This is a genomic window from Streptomyces sp. NPDC030245, from assembly GCF_055572995.1.
The window spans coordinates 184,707-198,541 of the sequence record NZ_JBVICF010000004.1 but is presented as its reverse complement, the minus strand read 5'-3'; the positions used below and the strand labels follow the sequence as shown (position 1 = coordinate 198,541).

The 13,835-nt window shown below is 72.8% G+C and carries 16 protein-coding genes; 12 read left to right on the top strand and 4 right to left on the bottom strand.

Translation table 11 applies throughout. The annotated features are described in order from the left end of the window. The first annotated feature begins 12 nt into the window (after positions 1-12). Genes ACZ4Z4_RS12945 through ACZ4Z4_RS12935 form a run of 3 tightly spaced genes read left to right on the top strand, consistent with a single transcriptional unit; the run spans position 13 to position 2,133 of the window. The gene (locus tag ACZ4Z4_RS12945) at positions 13-522 is read left to right on the top strand and encodes a DUF2771 domain-containing protein (RefSeq protein WP_468326299.1); all 510 of its coding nucleotides are present in this window, start codon (positions 13-15) and stop codon (positions 520-522) included. Then, positions 492-1,262, top strand: a complete 771-nt coding sequence (locus ACZ4Z4_RS12940; protein ID WP_468326296.1) for a futalosine hydrolase — start codon at positions 492-494, stop codon at positions 1,260-1,262. The genes ACZ4Z4_RS12945 and ACZ4Z4_RS12940 overlap by 31 nt, the downstream gene beginning before the upstream one ends. After that, positions 1,243-2,133, top strand: coding sequence for a 1,4-dihydroxy-6-naphthoate synthase (locus ACZ4Z4_RS12935; RefSeq protein ID WP_468326294.1), 891 nt, complete (start codon positions 1,243-1,245; stop codon positions 2,131-2,133). Before ACZ4Z4_RS12940 ends, ACZ4Z4_RS12935 begins: the two co-directional genes overlap by 20 nt. A gap of 56 nt (positions 2,134-2,189) precedes the next feature. Here ACZ4Z4_RS12935 and ACZ4Z4_RS12930 read toward each other — a convergent pair whose 3' ends face one another. Continuing rightward, complete coding sequence (locus ACZ4Z4_RS12930) at positions 2,190-2,573, bottom strand: cold-shock protein (protein WP_362999596.1); 384 nt, start codon at positions 2,571-2,573, stop codon at positions 2,190-2,192. A 192-nt stretch (positions 2,574-2,765) separates the two neighbouring features. On the opposite strand from ACZ4Z4_RS12930, the gene ACZ4Z4_RS12925 reads away from it, so the two are divergent. Further along, the gene (locus ACZ4Z4_RS12925; RefSeq protein ID WP_468326291.1) at positions 2,766-3,017 is read left to right on the top strand and encodes a hypothetical protein; all 252 of its coding nucleotides are present in this window, start codon (positions 2,766-2,768) and stop codon (positions 3,015-3,017) included. On the opposite strand, the gene ACZ4Z4_RS12920 is transcribed toward ACZ4Z4_RS12925, so the two are convergent. Next, complete coding sequence (locus tag ACZ4Z4_RS12920; RefSeq protein ID WP_468326288.1) at positions 3,010-3,639, bottom strand: HAD family hydrolase; 630 nt, start codon at positions 3,637-3,639, stop codon at positions 3,010-3,012. The two genes, ACZ4Z4_RS12925 and ACZ4Z4_RS12920, sit on opposite strands and share 8 nt — an antisense overlap. 416 nt (positions 3,640-4,055) lie before the next feature. Here ACZ4Z4_RS12920 and ACZ4Z4_RS12915 point away from each other — a divergent pair, with 416 nt between their 5' ends. The 4 genes from ACZ4Z4_RS12915 to ACZ4Z4_RS12900 are packed head-to-tail and all read left to right on the top strand — an operon-like array spanning position 4,056 to position 8,015. After that, entirely contained in the window at positions 4,056-5,054 is a 999-nt protein-coding gene (locus ACZ4Z4_RS12915; RefSeq protein WP_468326286.1) for a FecCD family ABC transporter permease, read from the top strand. 20 nt (positions 5,055-5,074) lie between these two features. Next, positions 5,075-6,181 (top strand): FecCD family ABC transporter permease, encoded by a 1,107-nt coding sequence (locus ACZ4Z4_RS12910; RefSeq protein WP_468326864.1) that lies wholly within the window; start codon positions 5,075-5,077, stop codon positions 6,179-6,181. Then, complete coding sequence (locus ACZ4Z4_RS12905) at positions 6,178-7,023, top strand: ABC transporter ATP-binding protein (protein WP_468326283.1); 846 nt, start codon at positions 6,178-6,180, stop codon at positions 7,021-7,023. The genes ACZ4Z4_RS12910 and ACZ4Z4_RS12905 overlap by 4 nt, the downstream gene beginning before the upstream one ends. Before the next feature lie 11 nt (positions 7,024-7,034). Continuing rightward, positions 7,035-8,015, top strand: a complete 981-nt coding sequence (locus ACZ4Z4_RS12900; protein ID WP_468326280.1) for an ABC transporter substrate-binding protein — start codon at positions 7,035-7,037, stop codon at positions 8,013-8,015. Positions 8,016-8,033: 18 nt separating this feature from the next. Here the strand turns inward: ACZ4Z4_RS12900 and ACZ4Z4_RS12895 are convergent, their stop codons facing one another. Continuing rightward, on the bottom strand, positions 8,034-9,128 hold the full coding sequence (locus tag ACZ4Z4_RS12895) for a hypothetical protein (RefSeq protein WP_468326277.1): 1,095 nt from the start codon (positions 9,126-9,128) through the stop codon (positions 8,034-8,036). Between the two features lie 210 nt (positions 9,129-9,338). Between ACZ4Z4_RS12895 and ACZ4Z4_RS12890 the strand changes: the two genes are divergently transcribed. The 3 genes from ACZ4Z4_RS12890 to ACZ4Z4_RS12880 all read left to right on the top strand — a co-directional run bounded on the left by ACZ4Z4_RS12890 (position 9,339) and on the right by ACZ4Z4_RS12880 (position 11,179). Then, the gene (locus ACZ4Z4_RS12890; RefSeq protein ID WP_468326276.1) at positions 9,339-9,527 is read left to right on the top strand and encodes a hypothetical protein; all 189 of its coding nucleotides are present in this window, start codon (positions 9,339-9,341) and stop codon (positions 9,525-9,527) included. Positions 9,528-9,630: 103 nt separating this feature from the next. After that, positions 9,631-10,866, top strand: a complete 1,236-nt coding sequence (locus tag ACZ4Z4_RS12885; RefSeq protein WP_468326862.1) for a glycosyltransferase 87 family protein — start codon at positions 9,631-9,633, stop codon at positions 10,864-10,866. Then, positions 10,823-11,179 (top strand): hypothetical protein, encoded by a 357-nt coding sequence (locus ACZ4Z4_RS12880; protein ID WP_468326274.1) that lies wholly within the window; start codon positions 10,823-10,825, stop codon positions 11,177-11,179. Before ACZ4Z4_RS12885 ends, ACZ4Z4_RS12880 begins: the two co-directional genes overlap by 44 nt. A gap of 22 nt (positions 11,180-11,201) precedes the next feature. Here the strand turns inward: ACZ4Z4_RS12880 and ACZ4Z4_RS12875 are convergent, their stop codons facing one another. Beyond that, positions 11,202-12,842: a DNA repair helicase XPB gene (locus ACZ4Z4_RS12875; protein WP_468326272.1), complete on the bottom strand. Its 1,641-nt coding sequence runs from the start codon at positions 12,840-12,842 to the stop codon at positions 11,202-11,204. Between the two features lie 181 nt (positions 12,843-13,023). Here ACZ4Z4_RS12875 and ACZ4Z4_RS12870 point away from each other — a divergent pair, with 181 nt between their 5' ends. Next, complete coding sequence (locus tag ACZ4Z4_RS12870) at positions 13,024-13,791, top strand: metallophosphoesterase family protein (RefSeq protein ID WP_468326270.1); 768 nt, start codon at positions 13,024-13,026, stop codon at positions 13,789-13,791. The last annotated feature ends 44 nt before the right edge of the window (positions 13,792-13,835 follow it).

Sequence of the window (13,835 nt, the reverse complement as noted above, 5' to 3'; positions counted from 1 at the left end):
TAGCCTTCGCCCATGACCTCCCTGCTCCGCGGCGGAGCCGCGAATGTGAACAGCGCGGTGCGCCGCCGCCGCACCGTGGCCGCCCTTGGCGCCGTCTCCGCCGGACTCCTCGTTCTTTCGGCCTGTGACAAGCCGACGCCGCTGGCCACCGTGACGGTCGGCAGCGACTCGGTGCACACGGAAGCTTCCTGCTACAACGACGGCAAGGAGCTGAAGGAGTCCCAGCTGAAGTCCTGCCTCCAGGACAAGGACGTGAAGACCGTGAAGGTCGACCCGGACGAGAAGGTCCGCTTCGGTGTCGACCCGGAGATGGCCGAGAAGGGCTGGACGCTGCTGATGAACGGTCAGCCGCTGACCGAGGCCAGCAAGAAGACGTACGTCGTCATCCCGGGCAGCGTCTTCTTCAACCAGCAGTACGGCGGTGGCGGCAGCAAGTCGACCGTCAGCCTGCTGGAGGGCGGCAAGGGCTCGGAGTCCAAGGCCACGGGTCTGTGGTCGTTCAAGTTCGAGAAGGACTCCTGACCACGTACACCGAGCACACCGCGGACCCCGCGCACACCGCGGACCCCGCACGCACCACGGGCCGCGTCCTCCTCGCCACCGCCGTCCCCGCCGAACGGGACGCGGTGGCCCGCGCGCTGACCGGCGGCCCCGACGCGGCCGGCGTCGACGCCCTCGCCGTCGGTGTCGGCCCGGCGGCCGCCGCTGCGGGCACGGCGACCGCACTCGCCCGTGCCGCCGCCGAGGGCCGCCCCTACGCCCTGGTCGTCTCGGCGGGCATCGGCGGCGGCTTCGCACCCGACGCGCCCGTCGGCTCGCTCGTCGTCGCCGACGCGATCACCGTCGCCGACCTGGGCGCCGAGACCCCCGACGGCTTCGCGCCGGTCACCGAACTGGGCTTCGGCGCCGTCACACACCGGCCGCCCCCTTCCCTCGTACGGGAGGTGGCGGACGCCTGCGGTGCCGCGACCGGCACCGTCCTCACCGTCTCCACCGTGACCGGCTCCGCCGAGCGCGCCGCCGAGCTGCGGCTGCGGCATCCGGGCGCCCTGGCCGAGGCGATGGAGGGTTTCGGTGTCGCCGAGGCGGCCGCCCTGCACGGCCTGCCCGTCCTGGAGATCCGCGCGGTCTCGAACCCCGTCGGCCCGCGCGACCGCGCCGCCTGGCGGATCGGTGACGCGCTGGCCGCGCTGAGCGACGCGTTCGGGAAGTCCGCGCCGGTCCTGAGGAGTTGGAACCCACATGGCAGCACACACGACTGAGCCCCGGAACGACGCGGAGCGCCTGCGCATCGCGTACTCCCCCTGTCCGAACGACACGTTCGTCTTCGACGCGTGGGCCCACGGCCGGGTGCCGGGCGCGCCCGCGCTCGACGTCACGTTCGCGGACATCGACATCACGAACGGCATCGCGGAGAGGGGCCCGGCGGAGTCGGACCTCGACGTCCTGAAGGTGTCGTACGCCGTCCTGCCGTACGTCCTGGACGAGTACGCGCTGCTGCCCTGCGGCGGCGCCCTCGGCCGGGGCTGCGGGCCGCTGGTCCTGACCCGGGAGCCGGGCGTCGACCTCACGGGGAAGACGGTCGCCGTGCCGAGCGAGAAGTCGACGGCGTACCTGCTGTTCCGTCTCTGGGCGGCGGACACGCTCCGCGACGGCGGCGTCGGCGAGATCGTCGTGCTGCCCTTCGACCAGATCATGCCCGCGGTGCGCGACGGCAAGGTCGACGCGGGCCTGGTCATCCACGAGGCCCGCTTCACGTACCAGAACTACGGCCTGCACCGCCTCGCCGACATGGGCGAGCACTGGGAGGCCACCACGGGCCTGCCGATCCCGCTGGGCGCGATCATCGCGCGGCGGAGCCTCGGCGCGGACGCGCTGCGGCGGATCGCCGAGTCGGCCCGCACCTCGGTCCGGATGGCCTGGGACGACCCGGAGGCCTCCCGTCCGTACGTCCTGGAGCACGCGCAGGAGATGGATCCGGCGGTGGCGGACCAGCACATCGGTCTGTACGTCAACGAGTTCACCGCCGACCTCGGCGAGGACGGCTACGCGGCGGTCCGTGGCCTGCTGACGCGCGCCGCGGCCGAGGGGCTCGTACCGCCCCTCGGCCCGGACGCTCTGGCGTTTCCCTAGCGGTTCTCCAGCGGGCGCGCCCGGCGCCTGGCGCTCGGCGCGTGGCCGGACAGCGGCTACACGTCCAGCTGGTCCGCGACCGCCCGCAGCAGCCCCGCGATCTTCGCGCCGGACGCCTTGTCGGGGTAGCGGCCCTTCTCCAGCATGGGGGTGATGTTCTCCAGGAGGGTCGTCAGGTCCTGGACGATCGACGCGAGTTCGTCCGGCTTGCGGCGCTGCGCGGCCGCCACCGACGGGGTCGGGTCGAGGATCACGACGGAAAGGGCCTGGTCACCGCGTTGGCCCGCGACCACGCCGAACTCCACGCGCTGGCCGGGCTTGAGTGTGTCGACGCCGGCGGGCAGTACTGAGGAGTGCACGAAGACGTCGCCGCCGTCGTCGCGGGAGAGAAAGCCGAAGCCCTTCTCGCTGTTGAACCACTTGACCTTGCCGGTAGGCACGTGAAGTCCTCGTCCTCGTACTCGTCGTACTCGTTTATGCCGGGTCCGCCCGTCCGGAACGGCGGGGCGAAAACGGCTCTGGATAGCACTACAGCGGGTCGCTCGACCCGCCGAACCCAAGACTATTGGTCCGGGGGCCGGTGGCAAGACGTCCCCGGATTCTTCCTTCGCGCTGGGAACTACCCTGGTCGGGTGCGTGACAAAACCCAAGCGAATTCCGCCGGTCCCGGCGATGGAATGGTCCGGACCGGAGCAATCGTCTTCTTCGTCGGAGCCGTGGCCACACTGGTCACGGTGGCCCCGCTGTTCCTGGGCACCGATCCCTTTCCGTCCATCGCGTACGCGGTGTGCATGCTGATGGGCGTCGGGTTCCTCATCGCGGGCATCGGGGTGCTGCGCGGCATCGCCTTCCAGCGGCGTCAGGCCAGGTCGAGCGTCAGCTGACGGGGCCACGCGCGGCGTACGCGTCGAGCCAGGCGGGGAACTCCGCGAGGCCGCCGAGCACGACGTCCGCGCCGGCCGCGCGCAGTTCCGCTGCGTCGCACGGTCCGGTCGCCACCGCGACGGAGAGCGCGCCCGCCGTACGCGCGCCGCGTACGTCGCCGGTGTGGTCCCCGACGTACACCGCCGCGTCGTGCTCGCGCAGCGCCGCCGCCTTCGCCTCCGCCCACAGCCAGCCGATGACGGCGTCGGCCTCGATGCCGAGGTGCGACAGGTGCAGCTTCGCGTTGGGCTCGTGCTTGGCGGTCACGACGATCGCGCGGCCGCCGTGCGCGTGGACCGCGGCGACGGCCTCGCGGGCGCCGGGCATCGCGAGCGTCGGCTCTATGGCGTGTGTGGGGTAGATCTCACGGTAGAGGTCGGCCGTCTCCTCGATCCTGTCCTCCGGGAACCAGTACCGCAGCTCCTGCTCCAGCGGCGGACCGAGCCGCGTGATCGCCAGGTCGGCGTCGACGTACGTCCCCGTCGCCGCGGAGAGCGCCTGATAGGCGGCCTTGATGCCGGGCCGGGAGTCGATCAGGGTCATGTCGAGGTCGAACCCGACGGTCAGCGTGTGTGAGCTCATGAGCCCATTCTGCCGATGCCGACCGCACCGGAGCCGATGGCGGCCATAGCGGGGCTGATGGCCGCCATACCGGGGCTGATGGCCGCCATACCGGGGCTGATGGCCGCCATACCGGGGCTGATGGCCGCCACACCGCAGCCGACGGCGGCCATACCGGAGCCGGTGGCGGCCCCACCAGAGCCGGTGGCGGCCCCACCAGAGCCGACGGCCGCCCCATCAGAGCCGACGGCCGACGCGCCAAAGCCGATGGCTAACGCACCAGAGCCGACGGCGGCCTCGCCGGATCCGATGGCGGCCTCGCCGGATGCGATGGCCGCCGCACCGCCCGCACATAGACTTAGCCCACCCTTACCGCCGCTCCCCCAGCCCTTCGGCCCGCCCCCTCCTGTCCTCGCCCCGTGAAACGAGCTCAGCCGATGCGTGTGCCCGTCGGACGTGCCGCCGTGATGACGGCGGCCGTCGTGGCCCTGCTGCTCGCCGTCCTGTTCAGCCTCTGCGTCGGCGCCCGCGCCATCGCGCCCTCCGTCGTCCTCGACGCGCTGCTGCACGGCGGGCACAGCGGCTCCGCCGGTGTGATCCGCGAGATGCGGGTGCCCCGCACCGTGATCGGCGTGCTCGTCGGCGCGTCGCTCGCCGTGGCGGGCACCGTTCTTCAGGGCATGACCCGCAACCCGATCGCCGACCCCGGCATCCTCGGCATCAGCCAGGGCGCCGCGGTCGGTGTCGTCCTCGCCATCGCCTACGCCGGCGTCCACACCCTGACGGGTTACGTCTGGTGGGCGTTCGCAGGCGCCGGGATCGCCTCCGTCGCCGTCTACGCCATCGCGGCCGGCGGCCGGGGCGGCGCCACCCCCGTGAAACTCGCGCTCGGCGGCGCCGCGATCAACGCGCTGCTCGTCTCCGTGACGACCGCGGTCCTCACCACCAAGGCCTCCGCACTGGACGAGTTCCGGTTCTGGCAGGTGGGTTCGCTCGCCGGGCGCGACGCCGGGATCGTCGGCCGGCTCTGGCCGTTCCTCCTCGTGGGCCTGGTGCTCGTCCTCGTGGTCGCGCGCGGCCTCGACGCGCTGGCGCTCGGCGAGGACGTGGCGAAGGGGCTCGGCCAGAACGTCGCAGCGGTCCGGATCGTCGGCGGGATCGGCGCGACGGTCCTCACCGGCGCGGGCGTGGCGGCCGCGGGGCCGATCGCCTTCATCGGCCTCGCCGTGCCGCACATCGCCCGCGCCCTCATCGGCAGCGACCACCGCTGGGTACTGCCGCTCGCGGCGGTCCTCGGCCCGGTGATGCTCCTCGTCTCCGACACTGTGGGGCGGGTCGTCTTCCCGCCCGGCGAGGTGCCCGCGGGCGTGATGACCGCGCTGATCGGGGTGCCGTTCCTGGTGGCTCTCGTCCGCAGGAAGACGGTGGCGGCATGAAGGGTATGCAGGGTGGCGGCATGAGCGGTGGTGCGGGTGTCGTGTCTCCCGGTCCCGCCCCGGACCGGAACCGGGCCCGCGTCCGGCCCGCCGGCTACACCGTGCTCCGCGTGCGCGACGCCGCCTTCCTCGTGCACCGCAGGGCCGCCGCCGTGGCCGTCGCGCTCGCCCTGCTGCTCGCCGCGAGCTGTCTCGCGTACCTCTGTGTCGGCGAGTCGTTCGTCCCGCCCGGCGAGGCCCTGAAGGTCGTCTTCGGACAGCCCTCGCCGGACACGCTGGTCGTGGGGACCCTGCGCGAACCCCGCATGGTGGTGGGCCTCCTCGTCGGCGCCGCGTTCGGCGTGGCGGGTGCGCTCATCCAGACCGTGGCCCGCAACGCGCTGGCCAGCCCCGACATCATCGGCATCAGTCAGGGCGCGAGCGCACTGACGGTCGGCGCGATGACCTTCGGCGTCACCTCGTACACGGTGCTCCCCTACCTCTCCGTGCTCGGTGGGATCGCCGCGGCCGTCCTCGTCTACGTCTTCGCGTGGCGCGGCGGCCTGCACGCCACCCGTTTCGTCCTCATCGGCATCGGCTTCGCCATCGCCCTGCGGTCGCTGACGACGCTCTTCATGACGAAGGGCGACTACCTCGTCGCCCAGCAGGCGCAGATCTGGATGACGGGCTCCCTCAACGGCCGCGGCTGGGCCGAGGCGAACCCGCTCGGCGTCACCCTGCTCGTCCTGCTCCCCTTCGTCCTGTGGGCGGCCCGCGCCCAGCGCGCCGTCAGCATGGACGACGACACGGCGACGGCTCTCGGGACGCGCCTGGGACACGTACGCCTCGGGCTCGTCCTGCTCGGCGTCGTCCTCGCCTCCGTGGCGACCGGCGCCGCGGGCCCCGTCGACTTCGTGGCGCTCCTCGCCCCGCAGATCGCCCGCCGCCTCACCCGCACCGCGCAGCTCCCGCTGCTCTGCTCGGCGCTGCTCGGCGCGCTCATCGTGGTCCTCGCGGACCTGCTGGCCCGCCGCCTCTTCTCGCCCACGGAGCTTCCCGTGGGCGTCCTGACGGCGGCGGTCGGCGCCCCGTACCTGATCTGGCTCATCGTCCGGAGCCGCTCCGTCCGCAATGGAGGCACGTCGTGACGAGCGCTGACGCGCGCCCCGCCCGCCTTTCGGCCCGTGAGCTGACCCTCGCCTACGAGGACCACACCGTCGTCGACGGCCTCGACCTCGTGATCCCCGACGGCAAGGTCACCGTCATCGTCGGCCCCAACGCCTGTGGCAAGTCCACGACGCTGCGGGCCCTCGGCCGCCTCCTCAAGCCGCGGAACGGTGCCGTCCTCCTCGACGGCGCGTCCCTCGCCGAGCTGCCCACCAAGGAGATCGCCCGGCAGATCGGCCTGCTCCCGCAGACGCCCGTCGCCCCCGAGGCGATCACCGTCGCCGACCTCGTCGCGCGCGGCCGCCAGCCGCACCAGCGCTGGTGGCAGCAGTGGTCCGACGCCGACGAGAAGGCGGTGACCGACGCCATGGCACGCACCGACGTCACCGCGCTCGCCGACCGCTCCGTCGACGAACTCTCCGGCGGCCAGCGGCAGCGCGTGTGGATCGCGATGGCCATCGCACAGGACACGGACATCCTCCTCCTCGACGAGCCCACCACCTACCTGGACATCTCCCACCAGGTCGAAGTCCTCGACCTGGTGCGCCAGTTGGCCGCGACCTCGCACGACGGCGGCCGGGGCCGCACGGTCGTCGTGGTCCTGCACGACCTCAACCAGGCCGCGCGGTACGCCGACCACCTCGTCGCCATGAAACGGGGCGAGGTCGTCGCCGAGGGAGCCCCCTCGGAGATCGTCACCGAGGATCTCGTACGCCAGGTCTTCGGCCTGGACTGCGTGGTGGTGCCGGACCCCGTGACCGGCTCCCCCCTGGTCGTCCCCGGGGCGCCGTGGTCCGCGCCCTCACCCGACCCGACCGTATGAAAGGCGTCCCCATGTTCCCCTCCCGCTCCCCGCTGCGCCGCCGGGCGCTCCTCACCGGATCGCTGGCCCTGACCGGCGCGCTCGCGCTCTCCGCCTGCGGCTCCTCCGACTCCGACGGGTCCGGCGCCGCCGGCGGCAAGACCCGCACCGTCAAGACGGCCATGGGCGACGTGAAGGTCCCCGACAAGCCGCGTCGCGTCGTCGTCCTCGACACCGCCGAGCTGGACTCCGCGATCACGCTCGGCGTGAAGCCGGTCGGCGCCACGCACGTCGAGGCCGAGTCGGGCTTCCTGAGCTACCTGCCCAAGGACGAGGTCAGCGGCATCAAGGACGTCGGCGAGATGCTGAACCCCAACATGGAGGCCATCGCCGCCCTCAAGCCCGACCTCATCCTGACGTCGAAGATCCGGCACGCCGCCAAGTACGACCAGCTCAAGGCGATCGCGCCGACCGTCATGACGGAGACGACCGGCTACCCCTGGAAGGAGAACTTCCAGCTCCACGCCGAAGCGCTGGGCAAGCAGCCCGAGGCGGAGCAGGCCGTCGCCGACTACAAGGCGCACGCCAAGAAGGTCACCACCGCCATCGGCGGGCCAGCCAAGGCCGAGCGGACCGAGGTCAACGTCATCCGCTTCATCGAAGGAGCCGACATCCGCCTCTACGGCGACCAGAGCTACATCGCCACGCTCCTCAAGGACGTGGGGCTCGGCCGCGCGCCGATCTCCGCGAAGGCCAAGGACGGCTTCTCCTACGACCTGTCCCCCGAGAAGATCGACCTCGCGGACACGGACGTCATCTTCCAGTCGACGTACGGCGATCCGAAGAAGGCCAAGCAGACGCAGACCGTGGGCAGCGGCCTGTGGAAGAGCATGAAGGCGGTGAAGTCGGGCAACGTCCACACCGTCGACGACGAGCTGTGGATCCAGGGCATCGGCTACACCGCGGCGGACAAGATCCTCGACGAGATGCAGGCGGCCCTGACGAAGAAGTGATCCGCGAGCGGGTCCTGTTCACGGCCGTCGCCGCTGCGATCTCCACAGCAGGAAGAGCGCGGAGGCGACGGCCGCGCCGCGCACCACCCACGGCCAGGTGTCGGCGATCGCGTCGCTCATGTGCCCGTCCGTGATCGGCTCGCCCCAGCGTTCCTCGGCGCGCCCCCACAGCCACGTGATCCCCGCGGCCACCGCGAGCCCCGGGAGCCACAGGACGGCGAACTTCACCTCGGCGGGGGTCAGCCTGCGGGAGACGTAGGCGATGAGCCAGCCGACGCCGAGGACCACGAGGTTGCCGAGGATCGCGCCGACGACGAGGAGCGCGGCGGCGAGCAGGAGCAGCGGGTTGCTGAACGCGAGGCGCGGACCCGCGCCGCCGCCCGCCCGGCCGACCCGCCACCACCGGCGCCGCCCGGCCTCCGCTCCCTCTCCCTCTGCCCCGGCCTCTCCTTCGAGTTCTTCCTCGTACGCGTCCGTCCCGGCCTCGTCGGACTCTTCGGCGTCGCCCTTGGGCGGGGGTTTGAGTATTTCCGGGATCTCCACGCCGCCGACGAATCCGGGGACGCTGTCGGCGACGCCGAACGGACTGCTGTCCACCCGCCACCAGTCGGGCTCGGAACCGCTCGGCCCCAGCTCGTCCGTGCCCGCGAGGTGCGGCGGCGACGCGCCCTGGAAGTCGGCGGGGTGCTCCGGGGCGGTCGTGGTGCGCGGGGTCTGCGGGGCGTCCTCGCGGCGGGGGCCCGGCACGATGCGCCGCAGACCGTTGGCCCGCTGCTTCGACAGGGCGGGCGTGCTCTTCCCCGTGGGCGCGCCCTTCCCTGCCGGCCCGCTCTTTCCCGCCGGCGTCCCCTTCCCCGCGGGTGGCTCCTCCGGTACGTCGCCGGATGCCCCGCCCGCCGCCTCGACGACCTCCTCCGGCGTGCCGAGGCGGGCCAGGATGCGGCGGATCGCGGCGGGGCTGTCGCCCGCGGGTCCCGACCGGCCCCGGTCGATCCGGTTCCGCAGGTCGGCGACCAGCCGCATCCGGTCGCCGGACGGCAACTGCCGCTGCTGGGCCAGGTCTCCGACCCGGCTCAGATAGTCGTAGACCAGCTGATCGCTCTCGATCCCCACGAAGTCCCCTCCGGGGCGGCTGCGTTGACGCGCCGCGGTTGTGCACAGCGCTCCCGACGGTACCGCCTCCGGGCCGCCGGGCGCCCGCACCCTAGGGGATGCCCTCCACCTCAGGGCGTACGGGCTCCGCCGTGAGGTGCACCGGAGACCGAGGGGCGGGTTGCACCGCAGGCCGATGTGCGCGGGACGCCCGGAAACCATCATGAAGTCATGAGCGCAACAGCCTTCCACCCCGCGTCCGTCCACTCCTCCGCCGACTCGGCCACCGACGGGCGGCCCGCCCCGCACCCGCACCGCGTGGGCGGTGTCCTGCGCGCCGCCAAGGTCCTGGCGAGCGCCGCGTTCGGCGTCGTCGTGCTCGGTGAGTACGCCGAGGAAGCGGGCGTACGACACCGCTGACCCCGCCCCGGCCGGGCACCCCCGCCCGCGCCCGGGGGTCGATTAAAGTCTCGCCGTGACATCACGCGCGGTGACTCCGACCTCACCCTTCGCAGCCGTCTCACTGCTCGCGGTCTCCCTCACCGCGCTGGCCGTCCTCTGCGTCGTCCAGGACGTGCGGATGGCCGACACCCTGGTCTACCGGGCCGAGGGCGCGGCCGTCGCGGGCGGCGGCGACCTGTACGGCTTCACCGTCACCGAGTGGGAACTGCCCGCCACCTACCCGCCGTTCGCCGCGATCCTCTTCGTACCGACGACCTGGCTTCCCGTAGGGGTCCTGAAGGGCGTCTTCCTCGTCGGCAACGCCGGTCTCCTCGCACTTCTGGTCCGCCTCTCCTGCCGGCTCGCGGGCCTGCCCGCGCGCATCGCGCCCCTCTGCGCCGCCACGGCCCTCGCCCTCTGGCTCGAACCCGTCCTCCAGACCGTCCTGTTCGGCCAGATCAACCTCGCGCTGGCCTGCCTCGTCCTCTGGGACCTCACCCGGCCGCCCGGCGCGCTCGGCAAGGGCTTCGCGCTCGGTGTCGCGGCCGGCATCAAGCTGACGCCCGCCGTGTTCATCGCGTACCTGCTGCTGCGGGGGCGGGTCCGGGAGGCGGCCACCGCGCTCGCCGGGTTCGCGGGCACCGTGCTGCTCGGCGCGCTGGTGCTGCCCGCCGCGAGCGTCGAGTTCTGGACGCGGCGCGTCTTCGAGACGGGCCGGGTCGGCAAGGCGTGGATCGTCGACAACCAGTCCCTCCAGGGGCTGATCGCCCGGCTCCTGCACGACGCCGAACCGGGCGCGGCCTGGGCCGTCCCGGCGGCCGTGACGGCCGCCGCCGGGCTCTGGCTCGCCCGCCGCACGCCCAGTGAGCCCCGCGCGTTGCTCGCGGCGGCGTTCACGACCTTGCTGATCTCGCCCATCAGCTGGTCGCACCACTGGGTGTGGTGCGTGCCGCTCCTCGCGGTCCTGATCGCGGAGGGCAGGCGGTGGACGGCCGCCGCCGTGGCCGTGCTCTGCACCGCCCGCACCTTCTGGCTGCTGCCCCACCAGGGCGACCTGGACCTGCATCTGCCGTGGTGGCAGCAGCCGCTGGCGTCGCCGTACGCGCTGCTGGCACTGGCCCTGGGTGTGTCACTGGCGCTGGCCGCGCCCCCCGCTCGGCGTTCCGCTTCGCCTGTCGTTCCGCCTGCCGTTCCGCCTGCCGCTCCGATGTTGAGTACGTACCTGAGTACGCGGACCGAGGCGCGGGCCCCACGCCCGCGGGTTGACTCGCTCCATGCACCCCGAGACGGAGCCCCGCCACGAGTGGGCGGCGCGTGACGCCGCCCCCGCCGCCGCACATCCGGTCCCACGGCCGTCCCGCGTCGTCGGCCTGGCCCTGGCGACCCCGGCCGTCCTCCTGCTGCTCACCCTGGGCTGGTTCGTGGTCGCGCTCGACGCGGAGCTCGGCGACCCGTCGTCGCCGGAGCACCAGGAAGTGGTGGGCCGCTACGTCCTGGCGACGCTCGGGGGCCTCGGCTGCCTGACGGCGGGCTGGCTCACGCCGCGCGACTCGCGCGCGGCGTGGCTGCGGACGGCGTTGGCGGTGACGTCGGTGCTGGTGGTCCCGGCGGCGATGCTCGCGGGCGCGTAGGGCCTGCCGGGACACGCCCTCTCTACGGGGCCAGCAGCTCGTCGGCGTCCACGATCCGGTACGCGTACCCCTGCTCGGCGAGGAACCGCTGCCGGTGGGCGGCGAAGTCCTGGTCGATGGTGTCGCGGGCGACGACGGAGTAGAAGCGGGCCTCGTGCCCGTCGGCCTTCGGCCGCAGCACGCGCCCGAGCCGCTGCGCCTCCTCCTGCCGCGACCCGAACGTGCCGGACACCTGGATGGCGACGGTCGCCTCGGGCAGGTCGATGGAGAAGTTGGCGACCTTCGACACGACGAGGACGGAGATCTCGCCCTCCCGGAACGCGTCGAAGAGCTTCTCGCGCTGCGCGTTGGTCGTCTCGCCCTTGATGACGGGCGCGTCCAGGTGCTCGCCGAGCTCGTCGAGCTGGTGGATGTACTGCCCGATGACGAGGGTCTGCTCGCCCGCGTGCTTCTTGACCAGCGCCTCCGTCACCTTCCGCTTGCTGGCGGTGGTGGCACAGAAGCGGTACTTCTCCTCCGCCTCCGCGGTGGCGTACGCGAGCCGCTCGCTGTCGGTGAGGTTGACCCGGACCTCGACACAGTCGGCGGGCGCGATGTAGCCCTGCGCCTCGATCTCCTTCCACGGGGCGTCGAACCGCTTGGGCCCGATGAGCGAGAAGACGTCGGACTCGCGCCCGTCCTCGCGCACGAGGGTCGCGGTGAGGCCGAGGCGGCGCCGCGCCTGGAGGTCGGCGGTGAACTTGAAGACAGGCGCGGGCAGCAGGTGCACCTCGTCGTAGATGACGAGGCCCCAGTCGCGCGAGTCGAAGAGTTCGAGGTGCGGGTAGATGCCCTTCCGCTTCGTCGTGAGCACCTGGTACGTGGCGATGGTGACGGGCCGGATCTCCTTGCGCGTCCCGCTGTACTCGCCGATCTCGTCCTCCGTCAGGGAGGTCCGCTTCACCAGCTCGTGCTTCCACTGGCGGGCGGAGACGGTGTTGGTGACGAGGATCAGCGTGGTCGCCTTGGCCTGCGCCATGGCCCCGGCGCCGACGAGGGTCTTGCCGGCCCCGCAGGGCAGCACGACGACACCGCTGCCGCCGTGCCAGAACCCTTCGACGGCCTGCTGCTGATAGGGCCGCAGCGACCAGCCGCTCTCGTCCAGATCGATCTTGTGCGCCTCGCCGTCCACGTATCCGGCGAGGTCCTCGGCGGGCCACCCCAGCTTCAGCAGCGTCTGCTTGACCTGCCCGCGCTCGGAGGGGTGCACGACGACGGTGTCCGGGTCGATCCGCTCGCCGACCAGCGGCTGGATCTTCTTCGACCGCAGGATCTCCTCGAGGACCGGCCGGTCGGTGGTGGTGAGCACGAGCCCGTGGGTGGGGTGCTTGGAGAGCGTGAGGCGCCCGTACCGCGCCATCGTCTCGGCGACGTCGACGAGCAGGGCGTGCGGCACGGGGTACCGCGAGAACTCCACGAGCGCGTCCACGACCTGCTCCGCGTCGTGCCCGGCGGCCCGCGCGTTCCACAGCCCGAGCGGGGTCACCCGGTACGTGTGCATGTGCTCGGGCGCCCGCTCCAGCTCCGCGAAGGGCGCGATGGCCCGACGACAGGCGTCGGCCTGCTCGTGGTCGACCTCCAGCAGGAGGGTCTTGTCCGACTGGACGATGAGGGGACCGTTCACGCGAGCGCCCTTTCCTTAGGCCAAACGTCCAGTGTGCCGCATGGGGGCGGATCGGGGTGGTGACGTCGGCTACAGGGCGCGGGGGCGCCGGTCGGTGGGCCCCCGCCCGGCCGGGGGGCGTGGCTTCGCGGGGAGCGTAAGGGAGGGACGTCGGGGGTAGGAGTGGGAGAGCGTCGGGGGCATGTTGAGTCGCGTGGCTGTGCTGTCCGATGTCCATGGGGTCCTGCCCGCTCTGGAGGCGGTGCTCGCCGAGCCGGAGGTGCGGGCGGCGGAGCGGATCGTGGTGACCGGCGACATCGCGGCGGGACCGCAGCCCGCCGAGGTGCTTGAGCTGCTGGCCGGGATGGGGGACCGGGCCGTCCTGGTCGGGGGCAACGCCGACCGGGAGCTGGTCGAGCACCGGCGGGGGCGGCGCTGCGACGACGCCATGTCCGCCTGGGCCGCGGAACAGCTGGACGCCGGGCACCTCGACCTGCTGGACCGGCTGCCGCGGACCGTGCGGCTGACGCTGCGGGGGCTCGGGGAGGTGCTGTTCTGCCACGCCACGCCCCGCGACGACGAGGAGGTCGTCCTCGTCGACTCCCGGCTCGAACGGTGGCGCGACGTGCTCGGCGGGCTCGGGCCGGAGGTGCGGACGGTGGTCTGCGGGCACACCCACATGCCGTTCGTCCGCCTCGCGCACGGCCGCATGGTCGTCAACCCCGGCAGCGTCGGCATGCCCTACGGCCGGGCCGGGGCCCACTGGGCGCTCCTGGGCCCCGGCGTCGACCTGCGCACCACGGAGTACGACATCGAGGCGGCCGTCGCCCGCGTGAACCGCGACTGCGACTACCCCGGGATCACCGAGTGGGCCGACTACTACGTGCGGGCCCGCGCCACCGACGCCGAGGCACTTCAGGCGTTCGCGCCGCAGGACGGAAGGGACGGGCGGGAGCAGCGGGAGGCGTAGGGATGCGGCGTAGGGGGGCCGGCGCGGGCGTGAGGGAGGGAGGC

What these genes read in the sequence shown, in the direction of transcription:
- ACZ4Z4_RS12945 (WP_468326299.1), top strand. Translation starts at nt 13, where the DNA reads ATGACCTCCCTGCTCCGCGGCGGAGCCGCGAATGTGAACAGCGCGGTG.
- ACZ4Z4_RS12935 (WP_468326294.1), top strand. Translation starts at nt 1,243, where the DNA reads ATGGCAGCACACACGACTGAGCCCCGGAACGACGCGGAGCGCCTGCGC.
- ACZ4Z4_RS12920 (WP_468326288.1), bottom strand. Translation starts at nt 3,639, where the DNA reads ATGAGCTCACACACGCTGACCGTCGGGTTCGACCTCGACATGACCCTG.
- ACZ4Z4_RS12915 (WP_468326286.1), top strand. Translation starts at nt 4,056, where the DNA reads ATGCGTGTGCCCGTCGGACGTGCCGCCGTGATGACGGCGGCCGTCGTG.
- ACZ4Z4_RS12910 (WP_468326864.1), top strand. Translation starts at nt 5,075, where the DNA reads ATGAGCGGTGGTGCGGGTGTCGTGTCTCCCGGTCCCGCCCCGGACCGG.
- ACZ4Z4_RS12900 (WP_468326280.1), top strand. Translation starts at nt 7,035, where the DNA reads ATGTTCCCCTCCCGCTCCCCGCTGCGCCGCCGGGCGCTCCTCACCGGA.
- ACZ4Z4_RS12890 (WP_468326276.1), top strand. Translation starts at nt 9,339, where the DNA reads ATGAGCGCAACAGCCTTCCACCCCGCGTCCGTCCACTCCTCCGCCGAC.
- ACZ4Z4_RS12880 (WP_468326274.1), top strand. Translation starts at nt 10,823, where the DNA reads ATGCACCCCGAGACGGAGCCCCGCCACGAGTGGGCGGCGCGTGACGCC.
- ACZ4Z4_RS12870 (WP_468326270.1), top strand. Translation starts at nt 13,024, where the DNA reads ATGTTGAGTCGCGTGGCTGTGCTGTCCGATGTCCATGGGGTCCTGCCC.